Source organism: Enterobacter sp. ECC-249, from assembly GCF_043965265.1.
GTDB lineage: Bacteria > Pseudomonadota > Gammaproteobacteria > Enterobacterales > Enterobacteriaceae > Enterobacter > Enterobacter quasiroggenkampii.
This window is the reverse complement of record NZ_CP143660.1, coordinates 2,435,232-2,458,937: the sequence shown is the minus strand read 5'-3', so window position 1 is coordinate 2,458,937 and position 23,706 is coordinate 2,435,232. Positions and strand designations below refer to the sequence as shown.

19 protein-coding genes and 1 other RNA gene are annotated in these 23,706 nt (G+C 59.7%); 15 read left to right on the top strand and 5 right to left on the bottom strand.

What is annotated here, in order from left to right; translation table 11 throughout:
- Positions 1–113: 113 nt before the first annotated feature.
- Both ydiK and rprA read left to right on the top strand, forming a co-directional pair.
- A complete protein-coding gene (ydiK, locus tag V1587_RS11835; protein ID WP_371897660.1) occupies positions 114–1,229 on the top strand; it encodes an AI-2E family transporter YdiK in 1,116 nt (371 codons plus the stop codon).
- Positions 1,230–1,437: 208 nt separating this feature from the next.
- Positions 1,438–1,545, top strand: an RNA gene (gene rprA / locus V1587_RS11830) — antisense sRNA RprA.
- A gap of 5 nt (positions 1,546–1,550) precedes the next feature.
- Here rprA and V1587_RS11825 read toward each other — a convergent pair.
- The 3 genes from V1587_RS11825 to ppsA all read right to left on the bottom strand — a co-directional run bounded on the left by V1587_RS11825 (position 1,551) and on the right by ppsA (position 7,942).
- Positions 1,551–3,926 (bottom strand): glycoside hydrolase family 3 N-terminal domain-containing protein, encoded by a 2,376-nt coding sequence (locus V1587_RS11825; RefSeq protein WP_371897661.1) that lies wholly within the window; start codon positions 3,924–3,926, stop codon positions 1,551–1,553.
- A gap of 3 nt (positions 3,927–3,929) precedes the next feature.
- Positions 3,930–5,330 carry an MFS transporter gene (locus V1587_RS11820; protein WP_371897662.1) on the bottom strand — a complete coding sequence of 467 codons (1,401 nt, stop codon included), beginning with the start codon at positions 5,328–5,330 and terminating at the stop codon, positions 3,930–3,932.
- Positions 5,331–5,563: 233 nt separating this feature from the next.
- Positions 5,564–7,942 carry a phosphoenolpyruvate synthase gene (gene ppsA / locus V1587_RS11815; RefSeq protein ID WP_371897663.1) on the bottom strand — a complete coding sequence of 793 codons (2,379 nt, stop codon included), beginning with the start codon at positions 7,940–7,942 and terminating at the stop codon, positions 5,564–5,566.
- Between the two features lie 335 nt (positions 7,943–8,277).
- Here ppsA and V1587_RS11810 point away from each other — a divergent pair, with 335 nt between their 5' ends.
- The 8 genes from V1587_RS11810 (at position 8,278) to V1587_RS11775 (ending at position 16,406) form a co-directional block, all read left to right on the top strand.
- Complete coding sequence (locus tag V1587_RS11810) at positions 8,278–9,111, top strand: pyruvate, water dikinase regulatory protein (protein WP_023311315.1); 834 nt, start codon at positions 8,278–8,280, stop codon at positions 9,109–9,111.
- Between the two features lie 152 nt (positions 9,112–9,263).
- A complete protein-coding gene (gene aroH, locus V1587_RS11805) occupies positions 9,264–10,310 on the top strand; it encodes a 3-deoxy-7-phosphoheptulonate synthase AroH (RefSeq protein WP_311390632.1) in 1,047 nt (348 codons plus the stop codon).
- 207 nt (positions 10,311–10,517) lie between these two features.
- Positions 10,518–10,700, top strand: coding sequence for a hemin uptake protein HemP (gene hemP, locus V1587_RS11800; protein WP_024909414.1), 183 nt, complete (start codon positions 10,518–10,520; stop codon positions 10,698–10,700).
- 77 nt (positions 10,701–10,777) lie between these two features.
- Positions 10,778–12,760, top strand: a complete 1,983-nt coding sequence (locus V1587_RS11795; protein ID WP_371897664.1) for a TonB-dependent hemoglobin/transferrin/lactoferrin family receptor — start codon at positions 10,778–10,780, stop codon at positions 12,758–12,760.
- Between the two features lie 35 nt (positions 12,761–12,795).
- Positions 12,796–13,824, top strand: a complete 1,029-nt coding sequence (gene chuS, locus V1587_RS11790) for a hematinate-forming heme oxygenase ChuS (protein WP_371897665.1) — start codon at positions 12,796–12,798, stop codon at positions 13,822–13,824.
- A complete protein-coding gene (locus V1587_RS11785) occupies positions 13,821–14,642 on the top strand; it encodes a hemin ABC transporter substrate-binding protein (protein WP_371897667.1) in 822 nt (273 codons plus the stop codon). Before chuS ends, V1587_RS11785 begins: the two co-directional genes overlap by 4 nt.
- Positions 14,642–15,634, top strand: a complete 993-nt coding sequence (locus V1587_RS11780; protein WP_371897668.1) for a FecCD family ABC transporter permease — start codon at positions 14,642–14,644, stop codon at positions 15,632–15,634. Before V1587_RS11785 ends, V1587_RS11780 begins: the two co-directional genes overlap by 1 nt.
- Positions 15,627–16,406, top strand: coding sequence for a heme ABC transporter ATP-binding protein (locus V1587_RS11775; RefSeq protein ID WP_371897669.1), 780 nt, complete (start codon positions 15,627–15,629; stop codon positions 16,404–16,406). Before V1587_RS11780 ends, V1587_RS11775 begins: the two co-directional genes overlap by 8 nt.
- Here the strand turns inward: V1587_RS11775 and V1587_RS11770 are convergent.
- On the bottom strand, positions 16,352–17,296 hold the full coding sequence (locus V1587_RS11770; protein WP_371897670.1) for a LysR family transcriptional regulator: 945 nt from the start codon (positions 17,294–17,296) through the stop codon (positions 16,352–16,354). The two genes, V1587_RS11775 and V1587_RS11770, sit on opposite strands and share 55 nt — an antisense overlap.
- A 140-nt stretch (positions 17,297–17,436) precedes the next feature.
- On the opposite strand from V1587_RS11770, the gene V1587_RS11765 reads away from it, so the two are divergent.
- From V1587_RS11765 to V1587_RS11745, 5 genes are read left to right on the top strand one after another with little or no spacing between them, the layout of a single operon-like run.
- A complete protein-coding gene (locus V1587_RS11765) occupies positions 17,437–18,144 on the top strand; it encodes a CoA transferase subunit A (protein WP_371897671.1) in 708 nt (235 codons plus the stop codon).
- 2 nt (positions 18,145–18,146) lie between these two features.
- A complete protein-coding gene (locus V1587_RS11760) occupies positions 18,147–18,803 on the top strand; it encodes a CoA transferase subunit B (protein ID WP_371897672.1) in 657 nt (218 codons plus the stop codon).
- A 9-nt stretch (positions 18,804–18,812) separates the two neighbouring features.
- Positions 18,813–19,994: an acetyl-CoA C-acetyltransferase gene (locus tag V1587_RS11755; protein ID WP_371897673.1), complete on the top strand. Its 1,182-nt coding sequence runs from the start codon at positions 18,813–18,815 to the stop codon at positions 19,992–19,994.
- Between the two features lie 44 nt (positions 19,995–20,038).
- Positions 20,039–21,421, top strand: a complete 1,383-nt coding sequence (locus V1587_RS11750; RefSeq protein WP_395314340.1) for a GntP family permease — start codon at positions 20,039–20,041, stop codon at positions 21,419–21,421.
- 10 nt (positions 21,422–21,431) lie between these two features.
- Complete coding sequence (locus V1587_RS11745; RefSeq protein ID WP_371897676.1) at positions 21,432–22,202, top strand: 3-hydroxybutyrate dehydrogenase; 771 nt, start codon at positions 21,432–21,434, stop codon at positions 22,200–22,202.
- A gap of 42 nt (positions 22,203–22,244) precedes the next feature.
- Here V1587_RS11745 and selO read toward each other — a convergent pair whose 3' ends face one another.
- Positions 22,245–23,687: a protein adenylyltransferase SelO gene (selO, locus tag V1587_RS11740; protein WP_371897677.1), complete on the bottom strand. Its 1,443-nt coding sequence runs from the start codon at positions 23,685–23,687 to the stop codon at positions 22,245–22,247.
- Between the last annotated feature and the right edge of the window lie 19 nt (positions 23,688–23,706).

Sequence of the window (23,706 nt, the reverse complement as noted above, 5' to 3'; positions counted from 1 at the left end):
AATTACAGGCAAAATCCGCCTGTCAAAAACCGCTGAGATCATCAATGATTAGAGAGACGCGGTTTTCCGTTCCCGCCAGCCACGCTGGCGTTCTTTTAAGGAAAGTTTCATTTATGGTCAATCTTCGCCAGCCCAGGGATGTTGCGCAAATTTTGCTGTCGGTGCTGTTTCTGGCCCTCATGATTATTGCGTGTCTGTGGATTGTTCAACCCTTTATTCTCGGCTTCGCGTGGGCCGCGACCGTTGTCGTCGCCACGTGGCCTTTGCTGCTGCGCTTGCAGAAGCTGCTGTTTGGCCGCCGCGGGTTAGCCGTGCTGGTCATGACGCTCCTGCTGTTCCTGCTATTTATTATTCCTGTTGCCCTGCTGGTGAATAGCCTGGTGGATTCCAGTGGCCCGGTTATTCGTGCCATAACCAGCGGTGACCTGACGCTGCCGGATCTCGGCTGGCTGAACAGCATTCCGGTAGTGGGCGCCAAGCTCTACAGCGGCTGGCATAGCCTGCTGGAGATGGGCGGCAGCGCGCTGATGGCAAAAGTCCGCCCGTACATTGGCACCACCACGACCTGGTTTGTGGGTCAGGCGGCGCATATCGGCCGGTTTATGATGCACTGTACGCTGATGCTGCTCTTCAGCGCCCTGCTCTACTGGCGCGGCGAGCAGGTCGCTTTAGGCGTTCGTCATTTTGCCACCCGCCTGGCGGGCAAACGCGGTGACGCGGCGGTACTGCTGGCTGCGCAGGCCGTGCGCGCGGTGGCGCTGGGCGTGGTGGTCACCGCGCTGGTGCAGGCGGTGCTGGGCGGTATCGGTCTGGCGATTTCCGGCGTACCGTACGCCACCGTATTCACCGTTGTCATGCTGATGACCTGTCTTGCGCAACTGGGACCGCTGCTGGTGCTGGTCCCTAGTATTATCTGGCTGTACTGGACGGGTGATACCACGTGGGGAACGGTGCTGCTGGTCTGGAGCTGCGTGGTCGGCACCATGGATAACGTCATTCGTCCGATCCTCATCCGAATGGGTGCAGACCTGCCGCTGATCCTGATCCTCTCCGGGGTAATTGGCGGACTGATTGCCTTTGGCATGATAGGCCTGTTTATTGGCCCGGTACTGCTCGCCGTTACCTGGCGTCTGTTCTCTGCCTGGGTGCATGAAATTCCGCCTCCGGGAACAGACCCGGACGTGATTTTGAGCGAACTGGAAGAGCTGGAAGAGAAGAACACGCATTAAGTTTTTTGCCGGGTGGCGCTAACGCTTACCCGGCCTACATTCCCCCTCACAATACTTTAACGCTGCTAAAGTATTTATTCGTTGCACACTGGTCAGACCCGCCTTTATTGCTCTAAGTCCGCTATTCACCTTAAAAAATCTTTACGTCTCTTTAACTATTGAGACGAATCCGATCGACGCTAAAAGATGACATGCCTACTATTAGGACACGGTTATAGATCAACACCTTGATTTATAAGCATGGAAATCCCCTGAGTGAAACAACGAATTGCTGTGTGTAGTCTTTGCCCATCTCCCACGATGGGCTTTTTTTTATCCTGACTACGCGCGCTTAACCTCACAGGTACTGAGCATCCGCCACTCCACCGGCAGCACCCGCGTTTCCCCTGTCACATTAACCGTCACCGCCTCGCGGATATCCGCCGACGATGCGCCAACCTGAAGTTCAAACTCGCCCGGCTCAACGATGCGTTTCCCGTCCCGGCGGGTAAAGTTGAACATCTCAACCGGTAGCGTAAAGCTAAGCGTGGCGGTTTCGCCCGGCGAGAGCGTGACGCGCTGGAAGGCCTTCAGCTCCTGAAGCGGCCGCACCTGGGTGGCGATCTTATCCCTGACGTAAACCTGCATCACCTCGCTGCCGCTGCGTTCCCCGGAATTGGTGATATCCACGCTCAGCGTCACCTCGCCGTCGACCGGCACGCTGCTTTCTGCAACGCGGGCAGCCCCCCAGCTAAACCTCGTCCAGCCGAGGCCGAAGCCAAACGGATAGCGTGAACCGAAGTGGAACGCAAACGGCGTGCCGCCGCTTTTGAGCTTGTGATTGTAGTAATACGGCATTGCCCCGGCGCTTTTCGGCACGCTCACCACCAGACGGCCCTGCGGCTCTGCGCGTCCCGTTAGCACGTCCGCAATCGCCCAGCCCCCTTCCTGCCCCGGCGCCCACGCCACCAGCAGCGCCGCGACCTTATCCTCCAGCCCCTGAAGGTTGTACGGGCGCCCACCGGTCATCACGACGATCACCGGTTTGCCGGTCGCCACCAGCGCCTCCAGCAGCTGTTGCTGCACGCCCGGCAGGTTCAGGGAATCGGTATCGGAACCTTCCCCTACGGTGCCGCTCTGGAACAGCCCGGCGAGATCGCCCACGCAGGCAACCACCACGTCACTCTCCTGCGCGGCGTTTACCGCCTCGGGGATCAGTGCGGCGCTTAGTGAAACCGGCGACTGCTGCATCGGTTTGCCGCCGCTGTCGCCCGGGAAGACCGGCGCGCCCGCCATTCGTTTCTCGATGATGTGACATCCTTTGGCATAGCGGACGTTCGATGCACCGAGATACTGCTCCAGCGCAGCGCGCGGGGTCGTGACCTGCGAGGTCTCTTCCACCATATCGCTGATGATCAGATGCACCGGGAAGCTGTAGCCGCTGAGTAACGCCAGCGGATCGTCTGCCGTCGGCCCCACCACCGCCACGCGGGGCTTACCGCCGAGCGGTAAAATACCGTTGTTTTCCAGCAGCGTGAGCGATTTTGTCGCCACCTCCCGCGCAACCTGCCGGGTGTTGTCATTTTGCAGATCGATACCGTTTTCATCCGCGTACGGCTTTTCAAACAGGCCCAGGCGGAATTTTTCCGTTAGCACGCGCGCCACGATCTCATCCACTTTCGCCATAGAGATCAGCCCGCGCTCTACCGCTTCCGCCAGATGGCGCGCGCAGTCGTCTTTCGGCAGCTCAACGTCCAGCCCGGCGTTGAACGCTAGCGCAGCAGATTCGGCTGCATCGTGGGAAATCCCGTGATGCTGGTGCAGCAGGCTGACGCCGCCGTAATCTGCGACAATAATCCCGTCGAATCCCCACTGTTCGCGCAGGACGGTAGTCAGCAGGAAGCTGTCGCTGTGCCCCGGCTGATTGTCAATATCGTGATAGGCGGGCATCACCGACCCGGCGTTTGCCAGCTTGACCGCCATTTCAAACGGCAGCAGGAAGGTGTCGTTCAGCTCGCTGAAACCCAGGTGCACCGGGGCATGATTGCGCGCCCCTTCGCTGAACGAATGGCCCACGTAATGTTTCAGGGTTGCCAGCAGGTCGCGCTTATCGCTCTGCAATCCTTTCACGTAGGCGGTTGCCATCACCCCCACCAGCCACGGATCTTCGCCGAAGGTCTCTTCGGTCCGCCCCCAGCGCACGTCGCGAGACACGTCCAGCACCGGCGCCAGCCCCTGCTGGCAGCCGACGGATCGCGCCTCTTTACCGATCTGCTCTGCCGCACGCTGCACCAGTTCCGGGTCCCAGGTCGATCCGTAGTTCAGCGACGACGGGAACAGGGTGGCGTCCTTGCACAGCAGTCCCACCAGGCACTCTTCATGGAACAAGGCCGGAATGCCGAGGCGCGTCTCCTCCATCATCATGCGCTGCAGGCGGTTCGCGGCGCGCACGCCGGTTTTTGCATCAACAATGTGGGTACCCAGAGGACGGGTGATCTGCCCGACGCCAAGCTTGAGCCGTTCGCTCAGCGCAGCCTGCTCGCTCACGCCGGCGAATTCATCGCTCAGATCGCTGCGCTCGCGGTGGTTGCCGTTTTCATCGAGGATCAGCCAGTACGCGTGCATCTGGGCGAACTTCTCTTCCGGGGTCATACGCGCCAGTAAATCGGCGACGCGCTCGTGCACGGGACGTCCCGCGTCCTTATAGATAGCTGTCATGTTTTACTCCTGTAGTGCGGAAGGGGTTGCCGGGCTGAGCTGCCCCGCGTCGGGTCTGACTTCACGCTTGCTGGCCAGCTCCCGGGCGATGGAATCCACCAGCCGGCTGTTAAGCTTGTAGATTGAAAGCAGCGCGACCATGCAGAGGAACAGCGCGCAAGGGATAAGGGTGAACAGCGCGTTGATGGTCGAGAGAACGCCTGGCGCCTGGGTTGCCTGTCCCGGGGCGTAATCCACCATGCCAAGCACCCAGCCGACAACCGCGCCGCCCAGCGCCAGGCCGAATTTGATGGCAAACAGCGCGGTGGAGAAGACCAGCCCGTCCAGACGACGGCCGCTGCGATGTTCTTCGTAGTCGACCACATCGGAGAACATGGTCCACTGCAGCGGCGTGGTGAGGTTTTGCACAAAGCTAAAGATGATGTTGAGGCCAAAAATCAGCCACACCTGCGAAGGCGGCAGGAAGAAAATCAGCGCGCCGAAAATGACGAAGGAAATAATGGTCCACTGGTAGGCGCGGACGCGGTCAAATTTCCCCAGCAGCCGTTCAGATAATAATGCGCCGCTTAGGGAGGCCACCATTCCGGAAACAATAAAGGCAAAAACCAGCTCCGGGCGCAACAGCACGTAGTTCACGTAATACATGGTGGCGGAACCGCGCGTCACCACCGCCGTTAACAGCAAAATATTAAACAGGAACACAATGCGCCACTGGCTGTTGCCGGCCAGCAGCTTTAAATCGGTGAGCATCGAGCCAGAGGTATCATTGCGCGGAGAATAGCGCTCGCGGGTCATCAGGAAGCAGCAGAAAAAAAGCACAATGCCCAGTAGCCCCATCAGGCTCATGGCATAGAAATAGCCTTTCTGCACGTTGCCCTGGCCTAACAGTGAGACCAGCGGCAGAGCAATCACCGTCACAATCAACCCGCCGATAAACGACAGGCCAAAGCGCCACGACTGCAGGGAGTGACGCTCGCGCGGATCCAGCGTCAGCGCGCCGGGCATGGCGCAGTAAGGCACGTTAATGGCGGAATAAATCAGGCTTAAAATCGCGTAGGTCACACAGGCATAAACGATTTTTGCCGTCGGCCCCACGTCGGGTACATAGAAAGTGATAAGGCAGCTTACGCCAAACGGAATGGCGAACCACAGCAGCCAGGGACGGAAGCGTCCGTGACGCGTCTGGGTGCGATCCACCAGGGCGCCAATGCACGGGTCGACAAACGCATCAACCACGCGCACCACTAAAAACATGGTGCCCATAATCGCGGCGGGCAGCCCAAAAACGTCCGTATAGAAATAAGCGAGAAATAACGTTGCCGTTTGCCAGACCAGCGCGCTGGCCATATCACCTAAGCCATAACCTATTTTATCTTTGGTACGCAATACAGAGGAGAGTGTCATTGTTATTTGCCTTTTTATCAGGTTAAAACGTATTTCAACCAGTTGCGCATCTTCTTATGGGAAATGCGCAGTAAGGCTCAAGTATTAGCAACGCGTTGCGCGCTAACAATTGTCTAAATTGACAGACAAATTATGATATTTGGTTTTTTACTTTATTTGTGATGGGGAGCATATTCGGGAGGAAATAAAAAAGGCGAGGAGATATCTCCTCGCCTTTATCCGTTTTTAAGCGGTTACTTATTCAGTTCCGCCAGGCTCAGCCAGGTTTGCACCACGGTGTCCGGGTTCAGGGACAGGCTATCGATCCCCTCTTCCATCAGCCATGCGGCAAAGTCTTCATGGTCGGATGGACCCTGACCGCAGATCCCGACGTATTTACCCTGCTTCTTCGCGGCGCGGATGGACATGGAGAGCAGCGCTTTCACCGCCTCGTTACGCTCATCGAACAGCTCGGAGACCACGCCGGAGTCGCGGTCCAGACCCAGCGTCAGCTGCGTCATGTCGTTCGAACCGATAGAGAAGCCGTCGAAGTGCTCCAGGAACTGCTCGGCCAGCAGGGCGTTGGACGGAATTTCACACATCATGATGATCTTCAGCCCGTTCTCGCCGCGCTTCAGACCCTGACGCGCCAGCTCGTCCACAACCGCTTTCGCCTGATCCACGGTACGTACGAACGGGATCATGATCTCCACGTTGGTCAGCCCCATGTCGTTGCGCACGCGCTTCACCGCCTCACACTCCAGCGCGAAGCAGTCGCGGAAGCTGTCGGACACGTAGCGTCCGGCCCCGCGGAAGCCCAGCATCGGGTTCTCTTCTTCCGGCTCGTAGCGCTCGCCGCCGACCAGGTTGGCGTATTCGTTAGACTTAAAGTCAGACAGACGCACAATCACGCGTTTCGGATAGAAGGCGGCACCCAGCGTCGCGATCCCTTCGGTCAGACGGCCAACGTAGAACTCTTTCGGCGAGTCGTAGCCTTTCATCATCTCGCGGATTTCGTTCTGCAGCTTCGGATCCTGGTCGTCAAACTCCAGCAGCGCACGCGGGTGAACGCCGATCATACGGTTGATGATAAACTCCAGGCGCGCCAGGCCTACGCCTTCGTTCGGCAGGCAGGCGAAGTCGAACGCGCGGTCCGGGTTACCGACGTTCATCATGATCTTCAGCGGCAGGTCCGGCATGGTATCCACGCTGGAGCTTTTCACGCTGAAGTCGAGGATATCGGCATACACGTAGCCGGTATCGCCTTCTGCACAGGAGACGGTCACGTTCTGTCCGTCCTTCATGCGCTCGGTAGCATCACCGCAGCCGACAACCGCAGGAATACCCAGTTCGCGGGCAATGATCGCCGCGTGACAGGTACGACCGCCGCGGTTGGTGACGATAGCCGCCGCTTTCTTCATGATCGGTTCCCAGTCCGGGTCGGTCATGTCGGTCACCAGCACGTCGCCTGGCTCAATGCGGTTCATCTCGCTGATGTCGTGGATCACTTTAACCGGACCGGCACCGATGCGGTGACCGATAGCACGGCCTTCCGCCACGATTTTGCCCTGCGCGTGCAGCGTATAACGCTCCATCACCTGACCGCGTGAGCGGACGGTTTCCGGGCGCGCCTGCACGATAAACAGCTTGCCGGTGTTCCCGTCTTTGGCCCATTCGATATCCATCGGACGGCCGTAGTGTTTTTCAATCTGCACCGCCTGCTTCGCCAGCTCCTGCACTTCGGCGTCGCTCAGGGAGAAGCGGTCGCGCTGCTCCTGCGGGACATCTTCAATTTTAACCTGCTTGCCATGCTCCTGGGTCGGGGCATAGATCATGCGGATTTTTTTCGAGCCCATGGTGCGGCGCACCACTGCCGGACGGCCAGCGGCCAGCGTTGGCTTGTGGACGTAGAATTCGTCAGGGTTTACCGCGCCCTGCACGACCATCTCACCCAGGCCCCACGCGGAGGTGATAAACACCACCTGGTCGAAGCCGGATTCGGTATCAATGGAGAACATCACGCCAGATGAGCCCACGTCCGAGCGCACCATGCGCTGCACGCCAGCGGAAAGCGCCACGCCGCGATGGTCGTAGCCCTGGTGCACGCGATAGGAGATGGCACGGTCGTTGAACAGGGAAGCAAATACGTGCTTCACCGCCACCAGCACCGCATCGTAACCCTGGACGTTCAGGAAGGTTTCCTGCTGCCCGGCAAACGAGGCGTCCGGCATATCTTCTGCGGTTGCAGAGGAACGCACGGCAAAGGAGGCCTGCGCATCGTCAGCAGAAAGCTGGTTGTACGCGTCGTGAATGGCTTTTTCCAGTTCCGGCTGGAAAGGTGTGTCGATGATCCACTGGCGGATTTGCGCCCCGGCTTTGGCAAGCTCGGTGACGTCATCAATATCCGTTTTATCCAGCAGGTCGTAAATGCGCTGGTTAACACCGCTCTGGTCTAAAAACAGGTTAAAGGCATCGGCGGTGGTGGCAAACCCGTTCGGTACGGAGACACCCATACCCGACAGATTTGTAATCATTTCACCCAGGGAGGCATTTTTGCCCCCAACTCTGTCTACATCATTCATGCCGAGTTGGTTATACCAAAGCACCAGCGGTGACGAGCCATTGTTGGACATCGAAACAATCCTTTTGTGATATTTGATCGGAGTAAGTAACACCTGACTACGTATTTATACTGGCATATTTATTTCCGCTAAAAAAACGGTGAATCGTGTAAGCAATTTTAAAATTCAACTTTTCGGATACTTTCCCATCAACGATTAACCCGATGATTCCTCTATATTCAGCCAGAAACCCCAAAAATAAAGTCGCTATTTGAAAAATGAAATCCACTTTTCAGGAAAATCAAAAACAGCGTTTCATTCATAATTAGGATAAGTTCTTTGCTGTGTAAATTACTTTTTTAATTTATGCTTTCAGACAATTACGTCTGATATTCAGGGTTGGTAAAATGGATAGTGCTGTCGATCGTCACGTTTTTTATATTTCTGATGGTACGGCGATCACCGCCGAGGTGCTGGGCCACGCGGTGATGTCGCAGTTTCCCGTATCGATCAACAGCATTACGCTGCCGTTTGTCGAAAATGAGAGCCGTGCCAAAGCGGTGAAGGATCAAATTGACGCCATTTACCAGCAGACCGGCGTCCGCCCGCTGGTGTTCTACTCCATCGTGATCCCCGAGATTCGCTCCATCATTCTGCAGAGTGAAGGCTTCTGCCAGGATATCGTGCAGGCGCTGGTAGCTCCGCTGCAAAGCGAACTTAAGCTTGACCCTACGCCTATCGCCCACCGTACCCACGGGCTGAACCCCGGCAACCTGACCAAGTACGACGCGCGTATCGCCGCCATCGATTACACCCTCGCGCACGACGACGGTATCTCTCTGCGTAATCTCGACCAGGCGCAGGTGATCCTGCTTGGCGTGTCGCGCTGCGGCAAAACGCCGACCAGCCTCTACCTGGCGATGCAGTTTGGTATTCGCGCCGCAAACTACCCGTTTATCGCTGATGACATGGATAACCTGGTACTGCCTGCCGCCCTTAAGCCGCTGCAGCACAAGCTGTTCGGCCTGACGATCAACCCGGAACGCCTCGCGGCCATCCGCGAAGAGCGACGCGAGAACAGCCGCTACGCCTCCATGCGCCAGTGCCGAATGGAGGTCTCCGAAGTGGAAGCCCTGTACCGCAAAAATCAGATCCCGTGGCTGAACAGCACCAACTATTCGGTGGAAGAAATTGCCACCAAAATTCTCGACATCATGGGACTTAACCGCCGCATGTACTAATATGCTAGTACATTAACTCAGATTCAGGTATCATCATCGGCAACCACGGGGCGGTGTCGCCCCGAACTTGAAATCAGCAGGGATTGGTTTAAGGTGATGCCCATCACTTCCCGGTAGTCTGCCGATGAAGCAAAAATTTTCTGAGACATTCCATGAATAAAACCGATGAACTCCGCACTGCGCGCATTGACAGCCTGGTCACGCCGGCTGAACTGGCCCAGCGGCATCCTGTTTCCGCCGCCGTTGCGGAACACGTAACGGCCTCCCGCCGCCGCATTGAAAAAATCCTCAACGGTGAAGACAAACGTCTTCTGGTGGTGATTGGGCCTTGCTCCATCCACGATCTGGATGCCGCGATGGATTATGCAAAACGACTTCAGGGCCTGCGGGATAAGTACCAGCATCGCCTTGAGATCGTGATGCGCACCTACTTTGAAAAACCGCGGACCGTGGTGGGCTGGAAAGGGCTGATTTCCGATCCTGACCTCAACGGCAGCTATCGCGTGAACCACGGCATCGAGCTGGCGCGGAAGCTGCTTTTGCAGGTCAACGAGCTGGGCGTGCCGACGGCGACCGAGTTTCTTGATATGGTGACCGGGCAGTTTATCGCCGATCTGATCAGCTGGGGCGCGATTGGCGCACGCACCACCGAAAGCCAAATCCACCGCGAGATGGCCTCCGCCCTCTCCTGTCCGGTCGGCTTTAAAAACGGGACCGATGGCAATACCCGTATTGCGGTTGATGCCATCCGCGCTGCCCGTGCCAGCCACATGTTCCTGTCGCCGGATAAAAGCGGTCATATGACCATCTACCAGACCAGCGGAAACCCGTACGGGCACATCATTATGCGCGGCGGCAAGAAACCCAATTACCATGCTGAAGATATTGCGGCGGCCTGTGAAACCCTTGCCGAGTTCGACCTGCCGGAACATCTGGTGGTGGACTTCAGCCACGGCAACTGCCAGAAGCAGCATCGCCGCCAGCTGGACGTCTGCGATGAGATCTGCCAGCAGATCCGCAGCGGTTCAACCGCCGTTGCAGGGATTATGGCAGAGAGCTTTATCAAAGAAGGCACGCAGAAAATCGTTGCTGGCCAGCAGATGGTATACGGCCAGTCGATCACCGACCCGTGCCTGAGCTGGGAAGACAGCGAGCTGCTGCTGGAGAAGCTCGCTGCTGCGGTTGATTCTCGCTTCTGATGTTTGTCGGGTGGCGCTGCGCTTACCCGACCTACGATTCTTGCCCTTCTCCCTCTCCCTGTGGGAGAGGGTCGGGGTGAGGGCATCAGACCCTACCTCACCCCAGATTTGATCCTCTCACCCTTTTTTCACAAAAACGCTTGCCGTGAATTTGCAGTTTATTGATAATGATTATCATTGTTACATTGATTGTTATTTATAAACATTATGTCACGTACGGATAACAGCGCGGCAACGCCAGCAAAAACAGACACAGCACCAGCCCCTACCGAGCGTCGGATTGACAGCAAAACCCTGCTCGGCGATGAGGGCCGGGTCATTATCGAGCATGACGGCCAGCGCTATCTTCTGCGCCAGACCCATGCCGGAAAACTGATCCTCACAAAATAAACAACACCTAAAAATACGCCAGCCACCCAGGTAACACCCAGGCAGCCAGCGCTTTTCACTTCTTATGGAGAGTTGCTATGCCACACCTGCCTTCCGCATCTTTACGTCCGTCACTCCTGGCGCTGGCGATTGTCAGCACCCTGCCGGGCGTCGCGTTCGCCGCCACAGACGACATTACCGTCACCGCCACGGGCAACGCCCGAAGCACCTTTGAAGCGCCCATGATGGTAAGCGTGATTGACGCCAGCGCGCCGGAGAAACAAACCGCCAGCTCGGCGGCCGACCTGCTGCGTAACGTCCCCGGTCTGACGCTGGACGGCACCGGACGCACCAACGGGCAGGACGTGAACCTGCGCGGCTATGACCGTCGCGGCGTGCTGGTGCTGGTTGACGGCGTGCGTCAGGGCACCGATACCGGTCACCTGAACAGTACGTTCCTCGATCCTGCGCTGATTAAGCGTATCGAAGTGGTTCGCGGCCCGTCGGCCCTGCTGTACGGCAGCGGCGCGCTGGGCGGCGTGATTTCCTATGACACCGCTGATGCGAAAGATCTGCTCGAACCGGGTAAAAACAGCGGTTATCGCGTGTTTGGAACGGGCGCGACGGGCGATCGCAGCCTCGGGATGGGGGCGAGCGCCTATGGCCGCACCGACACGCTGGACGGTCTGGTCTCCTGGTCCAGCCGGGATCGCGGTGATATCCGCCAGAGCGACGGTGCATCCGCGCCTAACGACGAATCCATCAACAACATGCTGGCGAAAGGCAGCTGGAAACTCGACCCGGCCCAGACCCTGAGCGGCTCCCTGCGCTACTACAACAACGCCGCTCAGGAGCCGAAAAACCCGCAAACCACCGGGACGGACAGCAGTAACCCGATGACCGACCGCTCCACCATCCAGCGTGACGCGCAGGTGGGCTACCGCATCGCCCCGGAAGGTAACGACTGGCTGAACGCCGACGCGAAGGTCTACTGGTCCGAAGCGCGCATTAATGCCCAGAACATCGACGGCAGCGGTGAGTTCCGCAAGCAGACCACCAAAGGCGGCAAGGTGGAAAACCGCACCCGCCTGTTCAGCGACACCTTAGCATCACACCTTCTGACCTACGGCGGGGAATACTATCGTCAGGAGCAGCATCCGGGCGGAGCAACCACCGGCTTCCCGGACGCGAAAATCGACTTCAGCTCCGGCTGGCTGCAGGATGAGATCACCCTGCGCGATTTGCCTGTTACCCTGCTGGGCGGCACGCGCTATGACAACTACCGCGGCAGCAGCGACGGCTACAACGATGTGGATGCCGACAAGTGGTCTTCCCGCGCCGGGTTAACCGTTAGCCCCACCGACTGGCTGATGCTGTTTGGCTCTTACGCGCAGGCGTTCCGCGCGCCCACCATGGGTGAGATGTACAACGACGCCAAACACTTCTCCATTGGCCGCTTCTATACCAACTACTGGGTGCCGAATCCGAACCTGCGCCCGGAAACCAACGAAACGCAGGAGTTTGGTTTTGGCCTGCGCTTTGACGATCTGATGCTTGCCAACGATGCGCTGGAGTTTAAAGCCAGCTATTTCGATACCAAAGCCAAAGACTATATCTCCACCACCGTCGATTTTGCCGCCGCAACCACCATGTCGTACAACGTCCCGAACGCCAAAATCTGGGGCTGGGACATGATGGCAAAATACTCGGCAGACCTCTTCAGCCTCGATCTGGCCTATAACCGCACGCGCGGGAAAGACACCGAGTCGGGCGAGTATATCTCCAGCATTAACCCGGATACCGTCACCAGCAAGCTGGACGTTCCGGTGGCGCAAAGCGGGTTCTCCGTCGGCTGGATTGGCACCTTTGTCGATCGCTCAACGCATATCAGCAGCAGCTACAGCAAGCAGCCGGGCTATGCGGTCAACGATTTCTACGTGAGCTACAAAGGCCAGGAGCGACTCAAAGGCGTGACCACCACGCTGGTGCTGGGCAATGCCTTTGACAAAGCGTACTGGTCACCTCAGGGCATTCCGCAGGACGGTCGTAACGGCAAGATTTTCGTAAGCTATCAGTGGTAATTCCCTTCGGGGCAACTATTCAGAAGGAAGAGACAATGAATCACTACACGCGCTGGCTTGAGCTAAAAGAAGCTAATCCGGGTAAGTACGCGCGCGACCTCGCAGGGTTAATGAACATCAGTGAAGCAGAGCTGACCTTTGCCCGCGTGGGCCACGACGCCTGGCGACTGCGCGGAGAAATCCGCGAGATCCTGAGCGCGCTGGAGGCGGTGGGCGAAACCAAATGCATCTGCCGCAACGACTACGCCGTTCACGAGCAGGTCGGGAATTTCACCAACCAGCACCTGAACGGCCATGCCGGGCTGGTGCTGAATCCTCGCGCGCTGGATCTGCGCCTGTTCCTCAACCAGTGGGCGAGCGCGTTTCACATCAGTGAAGCCACCGCCCGCGGCGAGCGGCAGAGCATTCAGTTCTTCGACCATCAGGGCGATGCCCTGCTGAAGGTCTACGCCACGGACAACACCGACCGTTCCGCCTGGGGCGACGTGCTGACCCGTTTTATCTTTGCCGATAATCCACCGCTGGCGTTAAAGGTGCCCGACGCGCCTGCTCACGCGGAAAGTCCGCAAGCCGCCCTCGTGGACAAAGAGTGGCGCGCCATGACCGACGTGCATCAGTTCTTCAGCCTGCTGAAACGTCATAACCTCAGCCGCCAGCAGGCGTTTCGCCTGGTGGGGGACGATCTGGCCTGTCGGGTAGAGAACAGTGCGCTGGCGCAGCTCCTGGAGACGGCGCGTCGGGACGGCAATGAAATCATGGTTTTCGTCGGCAACCGCGGCTGCGTGCAGATCTTCACCGGCGTGGTGGAAAAGCTGGCGCCGATGAAAGGCTGGCTGAACATCTTCAACCCAACCTTTACCCTGCACCTGCTTGAAGACGCGATTGCCGAGACATGGGTCACGCGCAAACCGACCGCGGACGGGCATGTCACCAGCCTGGAGCTGTTTGCCGCCGACGGAACGCAAATCGCCCAGCTGTACGGCCAGCGTACGGAAGGCGAACCGGAGCAGAGCCAGTGGCGCAGCCAGATTGACGCCTTAACGGCGAAAGGGCTGGCCGCATGAAACGGTGGCTTGCCCTGCTCGGCGCCCTGCCCCTGCTGGCGTTTGCTGCGCCGCAGGAAAAAATCGTTACCCTCGGCGGCGACGTTACCGAGATTGTCTACGCTCTCGGCGCCGCGTCTTCGCTGGTGGCCCGCGACAGCACCAGCCAGTGGCCGCAGGCGGCGAATTCGCTGCCTGACGTGGGCTATCTGCGCCAGCTTAATGCTGAGGGGATTTTGTCCATGCGCCCCACGCTGGTGCTGGCCAGCGCTCAGGCGCAGCCGTCTCTGGCGCTAAAGCAGGTTGAGCAAAGCCACGTCAGGGTAATCGTTGTTCCTGCCCGTAACGATCTGAACGTCATTGACGAAAAGGTGCGGATCGTCGCTGAAGCGACGCACCGCGAGGCCGAGGGGGAAGCCCTGCGCAAGACGCTGCGTCAGGCGCTGTCGGCGCTTCCCGCCTCACCGCTCAATAAGCGGGTGCTGTTTATTCTCAACCACGGCGGGATGACTGCCATGGCAGCCGGACAACAGACCGGCGCGGACGCGGCCATTCGTGCGGCGGGGCTGAAAAACGCGATGCAGGGGTTCACCCGCTATCAGCCGCTGTCTCAGGAAGGCGTGATTGCCAGCCAACCCGATCTGGTGTTGATTTCTCAGGACGGCATCAACGCCCTGGGCGGGGAAGCGAATCTGTGGACGCTGCCCGGTCTGGCGCAAACCCCGGCGGGACGAAACAGGCAGGTGCTGGCGATTGACGATATGGCGCTGCTGGGCTTCAGCGTGCGAACGCCGCAAGCCATCCAGCAGCTGCGTGCCAAAGCGGAGCAGCTGCCCTGATGTCGCGGCGGATAGCCTTATCGTTATGGATGCTGGCCGCGATCCTGACCATCATGACGCTCGCAGCTAGCGGGGTTGGGGCATTACACCTGCCGGTCAGCCTGCTGTGGAACGGCACCGACGAGGCGCTGCGTCAAATCTGGCTGACGATCCGCCTGCCTCGCGTGCTGCTGGCGCTGGCGATCGGCGGTTCGCTGGCGCTGGCGGGCTGCGTAATGCAGGGGCTGTTTCGCAACCCGCTGGCGGATCCGGGCCTGCTCGGCATCAGCAGCGGCGCTGCGCTTGCCGTTGCGCTGTGGGTGGTGCTTCCGCTCTCGCTGCCTGCCCTGGTGATGCTGTATGCCCCGATGCTGGCGGCGTTTCTCGGCGCGCTTGCCGCCACCTTCGTCATTTTCCTGCTCAGCCGGCAGCGTGACGCTTCCCTGTCGCGCCTGCTGCTGGTGGGCATTGCCATCAACGCCCTGTGCGGCGCCGCCGTAGGCGTCCTGTCGTGGCTCAGCAATGATGCCCAGCTTCGCCAGCTATCGCTCTGGGGAATGGGTAGCCTCGGCCAGGCGCAGTGGTCAACGCTGCTGGCCGTCGCGTCGCTGATGGCCCCCACCGCGCTGGTTATCTGGCGTCTGGCAGGCGCCCTCAACCTGCTCCAGCTGGGGGACGAAGAGGCGCATTACCTCGGCGTGGAAGTTGCGGCCGTGCAGCGGATCCTGCTGCTGTGCAGCGCCCTGCTGGTGGCTGCCGCCGTTGCGGTCAGCGGCGTGATCGGCTTTGTCGGCCTGGTGGTGCCGCACCTGGTGCGCATGTGGCTGGGAGCCGACCATCGGGCCGTGCTCCCCGGCTCGGTGCTGGCCGGCGCGCTGCTCCTGCTGGTTGCCGATACGCTGGCGCGCAGCCTGGTCGCCCCGGCGGAAATGCCGGTCGGCTTATTGACCAGCCTTCTCGGCGCGCCGTGGTTCCTGTGGCTTATCTTTCGTCGCGGAGGTGCGCATGGCTGAACGCTACTGTGCAGAAAACCTTGTTTTTCGCGCCGGACAACGCACGCTGATTAACGACGTGTCGCTGACCTTATCCCAGGGCGAGCTGGTGGCGCTGATTGGCCCCAACGGCGCCGGGAAATCGACGCTGTTGCGGCTGCTGACCGGCTACCTTAAACCTGCGGAAGGACGGTGCAGCCTGGCGGGTACACCGCTTGCGGCCTGGCAGCCGGAAACGCTCTCCCGCTACCGGGCGGTGATGCGCCAGAACACGCAGCTCGGATTTGACTGGCCGGCTGAGGCGGTCGTCGGTATGGGGCGTGCGCCCTGGACCCGCACGCCAGAAACGTCGGTTATCGAGGAGGTCATGGCCGTCACCGGCTGTTTACCGCTGGCGGGCAGGCAGTTTGCCGCGCTCTCCGGCGGCGAGCAGCAGCGCATCCAGCTTGCCCGCGCGCTGGCTCAGCTCTGGTGCGACGGCGCGCCGCGCGGCTGGCTGTTTCTTGATGAACCCACGTCTGCGCTGGATCTCTATCACCAGCAGCATCTGCTGCGCCTGCTGAAATCCCTGACCGGCCGGGGACATCTGCACGTGTGCGTGGTGCTGCACGACCTCAACCTGGCGGCGCTGTGGGCGGACCGCATCCTGCTGCTGCACAGCGGCAGGATCGTCTCCCGGGGAGAACCGGAAGCCGTTTTGCAGGCCGATACGCTGGCGCGCTGGTACGGCGCGCAGGTTCACGTCGGCAGGCATCCGGCTCGCGCCGTGCCGCAGGTGTTTCTCGCCCCCTGATCGGGCTGGTAAAAATCTTTCAGCGTTTCCAGCAGGGCATGCGCCGCTTTAGAGAGCTGCGTGTGCCCTGGATGGATCGCCCCGATGCACTTTTCAATCGGCGGATTATCCAGCGGGATACAGACCGCGCCCAGCGCCGTCATCTGCGCCTCGCAGAGCGCCGGGACGGCGCTGCCGCCCAGCCCGCTCGCGACCATTCGCCCGACCGTCACCAGCTGATGGCTCTCCAGCGCCACGTCCAGCTTTCTGCCGCTTCGCGCCAGTTCTTCTTCCATCATCAGACGCACCGCGGAGGGGCGCTGCAGGGTGATGAAATCCAGCGTCAGCAGCTCTTCCCATGCCAGACGTTTTTTGCCCGCCAGCGGGGAGTCTTTCGGCACAATGGCAACAAACCGGTCGAGACCCAGCGGGGTAAACAGCAGGTTGTGCGTGGGCGCGGGCTCAAAGGCGATGCCCATCTCGACCCGCCCTTCCCGCACCATCTCAATCACCTGCTCGTTAATCACGTCATGCACGGTGACGTTGATCCCGGCATGGCGATCGCGAAATGCTTTCAGCACCTCGGGCAAGACGTTCGCGGCAAACGACGGCATGGCCGCGACCGAGATTTTACCGCGCTGAAGCGTAAAGCACTGGTGCATCGCCTCTTCAACGCTATCCCAGTCGGCAAGCAGCTGGCGCGCCATCGGTAAAAACGTCTCGCCCTCCTGCGTCAGCGCGACCTTGCGCGTGCTCCGCTGCAGCAGCGGTCCGCCGAGCGCGTCCTCCAGCGCTTTAATCGTCAGGCTCAGGGCCGGCTGGGAGAGATTCAGACGTTCGCTGGCGTGGGCGAAATTCAGAGTGTGAGCTACCGCTAAAAACGCGCGTAACTGTTTGACACTCATTCTCATTTTTCTTCCTGTTAACTAATTGAAAAAATTTAGTTAACAGGAAATTAATAAAAAAACCAAATGAGTGGGTCACAAATTCAAAATTAACAAATGAGTTGCCGCCCCTAATGATACCGCCACGGTTAAGAGGAGGAATGACGATGGCGGGACTGGATAAGCGCGTCGACAGCTATGCGCAGGCGCTGGATGGGCTGACGGACGGGATGACTTTGCTGGCGGGCGGCTTCGGCCTGTGCGGTATTCCGGAGAACCTGATTGCAGAGGTCAGACGCCGTCAGGTGAAAGATCTGACGGTGGTATCAAACAACTGCGGCGTGGACGGTTTCGGTCTAGGGCTTCTGCTCGAAACGCGGCAGGTTCGCAAAGTGGTGGCCTCTTACGTCGGCGAGAACGCGCTGTTCGAGCGGCAGGTGCTGAGCGGCGAACTGGAGATTGAACTCACGCCTCAGGGCACGCTGGCGGAAAAGGTGCGCGCGGGCGGCGCGGGTATTCCGGCATTTTACACGGCCACCGGCTACGGCACGCCCGTGGCTGCTGGCAAAGACGTGCGCCAGTTTGCCGGTAAGCACTACATCCTCGAAGAGGCCATTACCGGTGATTTCGCGCTTGTTAAGGGCTGGAAAGCGGACTGGTACGGCAACGTCGTCTACCGGCATACCGCACAAAACTTTAATCCGCTGATGGCAACGGCGGGCCGGATAACGGTCGTCGAGGTGGAAGAGATAGTTCCCCCGGGCGAGCTGCCCCCGTCGGCCATTCATACCCCGGGCATTTACGTCGACAGGCTGATTGTCGGCCAGTTTGAAAAACGTATTGAACAGCGCACGCTGCGCGCGGAAGGAGTGTGACGATGTTAACCCGTGAACAGATGGCTATGCGCGTCGCCCGCGAGCTGCGCGACGGATATTACGTCAACCTGGGGATCGGCATTCCTACCCTGGTGGCGAACTACATTCCGGAAGGAATGGACGTGATGCTTCAGTCGGAAAACGGGCTGCTGGGAATGGGCGCGTTCCCTGACGAGCAGAGCCTCGACGCCGACATGATCAACGCCGGTAAGCAGACCGTGACCGCACGCACAGGCGCGGCCATTTTCGACTCGGCCCAGTCGTTTGCCATGATCCGCGGCGGCCATGTTGACCTGACCGTGCTGGGCGCGTTTGAGGTGGACGTCGAGGGCAATATCGCCTCGTGGATGATCCCCGGAAAGATGGTCAAGGGGATGGGCGGCGCGATGGATCTCGTCGCCGGGGCGCAGAACATCATTGTGGTGATGACCCACGCGTCAAAAAGCGGCGAGTCAAAGCTGCTGCCGCGTTGCACGCTGCCGCTTACGGGCGCGGGCTGCATCCGTCGGGTCTTAACCGATCTCGCATTGCTGGAGATAGAGGACGGCGCGTTCATCCTGCGGGAATACGCCCCCGGCGTCAGTATCGACGAAATTGCGTCTAAGACGGCCGGAAAAATGATTGTGGCGAACGACGTTCGCGAGATGCGCTTTAGCTGAGGACTCAGGATGAAAGAGGTCATGATTGTCGGGGCAACGCGAACCCCTATTGGCAGTTTTCGCGGATCGCTCGCCCCCCTCTCTGCGGCCGAGCTGGGGGCCGTTGCGGTTCGTCGTTTGCTTGAAAACAGCGGTCTTCCTGCTGAGACGATAGACGAGGTGATTTTCGGCCAGGTGCTGACGGCGGGATGCGGACAAAACCCTGCGCGCCAGACGGCCATCGCCGCCGGATTGCCCGTCAGCACGCCAGCGACAACGGTCAACCTTGTCTGCGGCGCGGGCTTGAAAGCGGTGCAGCTCGCCGCGCAGGCGATCCGCTGCGGTGACGCGGACGTGCTTATCGCAGGCGGTCAGGAGAGCATGAGCAACGCCCCCTATCTGCTGGACGGCGCGCGTGCAGGGCTGCGTTTTGGCCATACGGGCCTGCAGGACAGCATGATTACCGACGGTCTGTGGGACGCGTTCAACGATTATCACATGGGGATCACCGCTGAAAACGTCGCCCGGCAGTACGGCATTTCCCGCGAACAGCAGGACGCCTTCGCTGCCCGGTCGCAGCAAAAAGCGGCTTCCGCCGCCGAAGCGGGCCGGTTTGACGATGAGATTGCGCCGGTGACGGTGAAACAGGGTAAAAAACCGCCGCTTGTCGTCAGCCGTGACGAACAGCCCCGGCCTGGGACCACCGCTGAGCAGCTGGCGCAGCTGCGCCCCGCCTTTTTGCAGGTTGAAGGCACGGTCACGGCGGGAAATGCCTCCACGCTCAACGACGGCGCCGCTGCGGTACTGCTGATGAGCGGCGAAAGAGCGCGGGAGAGCGGTTTGCCGATCCTCGGTCGCATCGTGAGTTACGCCGTGACGGGCGTTGACCCGTCGGTGATGGGCATCGGTCCGGTCAGCGCCTGCCAGACCGCGCTGGCGCGGGCGGGCTGGACGCTCGATGACGTGGATCTCATTGAAGCCAATGAAGCCTTTGCCGCGCAGGCGCTGGCGGTGGGCCAGCAGCTCGGCTGGGATGAACGCAGGGTGAACGTTAACGGCGGCGCTATCGCCCTCGGTCATCCGATTGGCGCCTCCGGCTGCCGCATCCTCGTGACGCTGCTGCACGAAATGCAGCGCCGTGACGTTAAAAAAGGGCTCGTCACCCTGTGCGTAGGCGGCGGGCAAGGCATTGCTCTGACCGTCGAGCGTTAAGCATCTCGTTGGTACCCGAATAATAATTAAAGTGAGGAGTCGTAATGAGCGTGTTAATTGCCCTGGCGGCGCTGGCGCTGCTGATGCTGGCGGCCTATCGCGGATATAGCGTGATTTTGTTTGCGCCGATTGCGGCGCTCGGCGCCGTACTGCTGACCGACCCGGGCGCCGTCGGTCCGACGTTTACCGGCCTGTTCATGGAAAAGATGGTGGGCTTCGTCAAGCTCTACTTCCCGGTGTTCCTGCTGGGGGCGGTGTTTGGCAAACTGATTGAGCTTTCCGGCTTCTCGCGCTCGATCGTCGCCGCCGCGATCCAGATCCTCGGCCGTCGCCACGCGATCCCGGTGATTGTTCTGGTGTGCGCGCTGTTAACCTACGGCGGCGTGTCGCTGTTTGTGGTGGCGTTTGCGGTTTATCCGTTTGCCGCCGAACTGTTCCGCCAGAGCGGCATCCCTAAACGGCTGATCCCGGCCACCGTGGCGCTCGGGGCATTCTCGTTTACCATGGATGCCCTGCCGGGCACGCCGCAGATCCAGAACATTATCCCCACCAGCTTCTTTGGTACCAACGCCTGGGCCGCGCCGTGGCTGGGGCTTATCGGCTCGCTGTTTATTATTGTCTTTGGCCTGCTCTGGCTGGAGCGCCAGCGGCGTAAGGCGCTCAATAACAATGAAGGTTACGGCACGGATCTGAAAAATGAACCGGAAACGCCGGACAACATTAACCTCCCTCACCCGCTGATTGCCATCGCCCCGCTGCTGGTGGTGGGCATACTGAACCTGCTGTTTACCCGCTGGATCCCCGGCTGGTACGGCACGACCCACGAGCTGACCCTGCCCGGTCTGGCGAAACCGATTGTGACCGAGGTGGGCAAGATCACCGCCATCTGGGCCGTTGAAGCGGCGCTGATCTCAGGTATCGTGCTGGTGCTGATTTTTGGCTTTCGCAACATCCGGGGGCGTCTGGCTGAAGGCAGCCGGACCGCGGTAAGCGGCGCCATTCTTGCGGCGATGAATACCGCCTCGGAGTACGGTTTCGGCGCGGTTATCGCCGCCCTGCCCGGTTTTCTGGTGTTATCCCACGCGCTGGCGGCCATTCCGAATCCGCTGCTGAATGAAGCTATCAGCGTAACGGTGCTTGCGGGGATCACCGGCTCGGCGTCCGGCGGGATGAGCATTGCGCTCGCCGCCATGTCCGACACGTTTGTCGCCGCCGCCAACATCCCGCTTGAGGTGCTGCACCGCGTGGCGTCAATGGCGAGCGGAGGAATGGATACCCTTCCCCATAACGGCGCGGTGATTACCCTGCTGGCGATTACCGGCCTGAGCCATCGCCAGGCCTACGGCGGCATTTTCGCTATCACCATCATTAAAAGTCTGGCAGTGCTTTTTGTCATCGCCGTGTTCTATCTGACCGGCATTGTGTAAGGAGAGAAAGATGAATCTGAACGGAAAAACCGCCCTGGTGACGGGCTCAACCAGCGGCATTGGCCTTGGGATCGCCCGCGTGCTGGCGAAGGCCGGGGCGCAGCTGATCCTCAACGGTTTCGGCGACAGCGAATCAGCAATAGAAGAGATTGCGCAACTGGGCAAAAAGCCGGGGTATCACAATGCGGACCTGCGAGACGTCCTGCAAATTGAAGACCTGATGCGCTACGCCGAATCGCAATTTGGCGGCCTAGACATTCTCGTCAACAACGCCGGGATACAGCATGTCGCCCCGGTTGACGCGTTTCCGGTGGAGAAATGGAACGACATTATCGCCATTAACCTCTCTTCGGTCTTTCACACCAGCCGGCTGGCGCTGCCCGCCATGCGCGAGAAAAACTGGGGGCGTATCATTAATATCGCCTCCGTTCACGGGCTGGTCGCATCAAAAGAGAAGTCGGCCTACGTTGCCGCCAAGCATGGCGTAGTGGGCTTTACGAAATCGCTGGCGCTGGAAACCGCACGCACCGGCATTACCGCCAATACCATCTGTCCCGGCTGGGTGCTGACCCCGCTGGTGCAGCAGCAAATCGACAAACGTATCGCTGAAGGCGTACCGCCGGAGCAGGCTCGCGAACAGCTTCTTGCTGAGAAACAACCTTCGGGCGAGTTTGTCACGCCGGAGCAGCTGGGTGAACTGGCGCTGTTTTTGTGCAGCGACAGCGCCGTTAACGTTCGCGGCGCCGCGTGGAATATGGACGGCGGCTGGGTCGCGCAGTGATGTTCAGGCCGGGTAAGGCGAATCCGCCCCCCGGCCAAAAGACTAGCTTGAGCAGCTGACCTCCAGCCGCTTGCCCCAGTCAGGCGGGCGGCTGACGTAGTCATCATCCCGGTCGGCAAACGGCGTGCGCAACGCCACGTGCAGACGGTGTAGCTCGTCGTACTCGCCCTGCTCTGCCTGCTCAATCGCCCTCTGCGCCAGCCAGTTGCGCAACACCATCGCCGGATTCGTCGCGTTCATCTGCGTCTGACGGGTCGCGTCATCCACCTGCTCCTGCTGCAGCCGCATGCGGTACGATGCAAACCAGTCGTCAAACGCCTGCCTGTCAATAAACTCATCGCGCAGCGGCGAGGCGGCGCTGCGCTGCTCCGTTTGCCCCAGCATCCGGAAGGTGCGCGTGTAATCGCTGCCCTCGCGCGCCATCAGGGCAAACAGGCCGTTGAGGATGTCGTTATCGCCCTTCTCCTGCGTCACCAGCCCCAGCTTGTTGCGCATCAGCGTGCCATATTCCCGCAGTAAGATCTCCTGATAGCTGTCGAGCGCATCATTGAGGGCATCAACGTCAATAAACGGCGACAGGGTTTGCGCTAGCCGCTGCAGATTCCACAGGCCCACCGCGGGCTGATTGTCAAAACTGTAGCGCCCCTGATAGTCGGAGTGGTTGCAGATATAGCCAGGCTGGTAATCGTCCAGGAAACCGAACGGGCCGTAGTCAAAGGTCAACCCGAGAAGCGACATATTGTCCGTATTCATAACGCCATGGGCAAAGCCTACCGTTTGCCAGCGGGCAATCAGGGCTGCGGTTCGGGCAACCACATCCCTGAACCAGAGAACGTATTTATCCGCCTCGTCCTGCAAATGCGCCCAGTGGTGACGAATGGCAAAGTCAGCCAGCTGGCGAACGTTGTCCGGCTCGCGGCGATAGTAAAAGTGCTCAAAATGGCCGAAGCGCAAATGGCTTTGCGCAATACGCATCAGCATTGCCCCTTTTTCTACCGTTTCGCGCGCTACCGGCGTGTCGCTGGTAACGATCGACAGCGCGCGGGTAGTGGAAATACCCAGGGAATGCATCGCCTCGGAGCCCAGGCACTCGCGAATCGTTGAACGCAGTACCGCGCGCCCGTCGCCCATCCGCGAATAGGGAGTAAGGCCCGCGCCTTTCAGGTGCCAGTCAACCGTCTCCCCGTTGGGAAGCTGTTGCTCGCCGAGCAGGATCCCCCTGCCGTCGCCCAGCTGTCCCGCCCAGACGCCAAACTGATGTCCGCTATAGACCTGAGCCAGAGGTTGCATACCGGCGAGAAGCGTTTCACCGCCCCAGACGCCTGCGCCCTCTGAATGCTGAAACAGCTCAGGCGGAATGGCCAGTTCTTCTGCCAGCAAATCGTTATGCCAGATAAGGCGTGAATTTTGTAACGGTGTTGGTTTGAGTGCGGTGTAAAAGCCAGGCAACTCGTCATGCCAGTGAGCAGTAAAAGACAGGGTCATAAGTCCTCCTGCTTTTAGT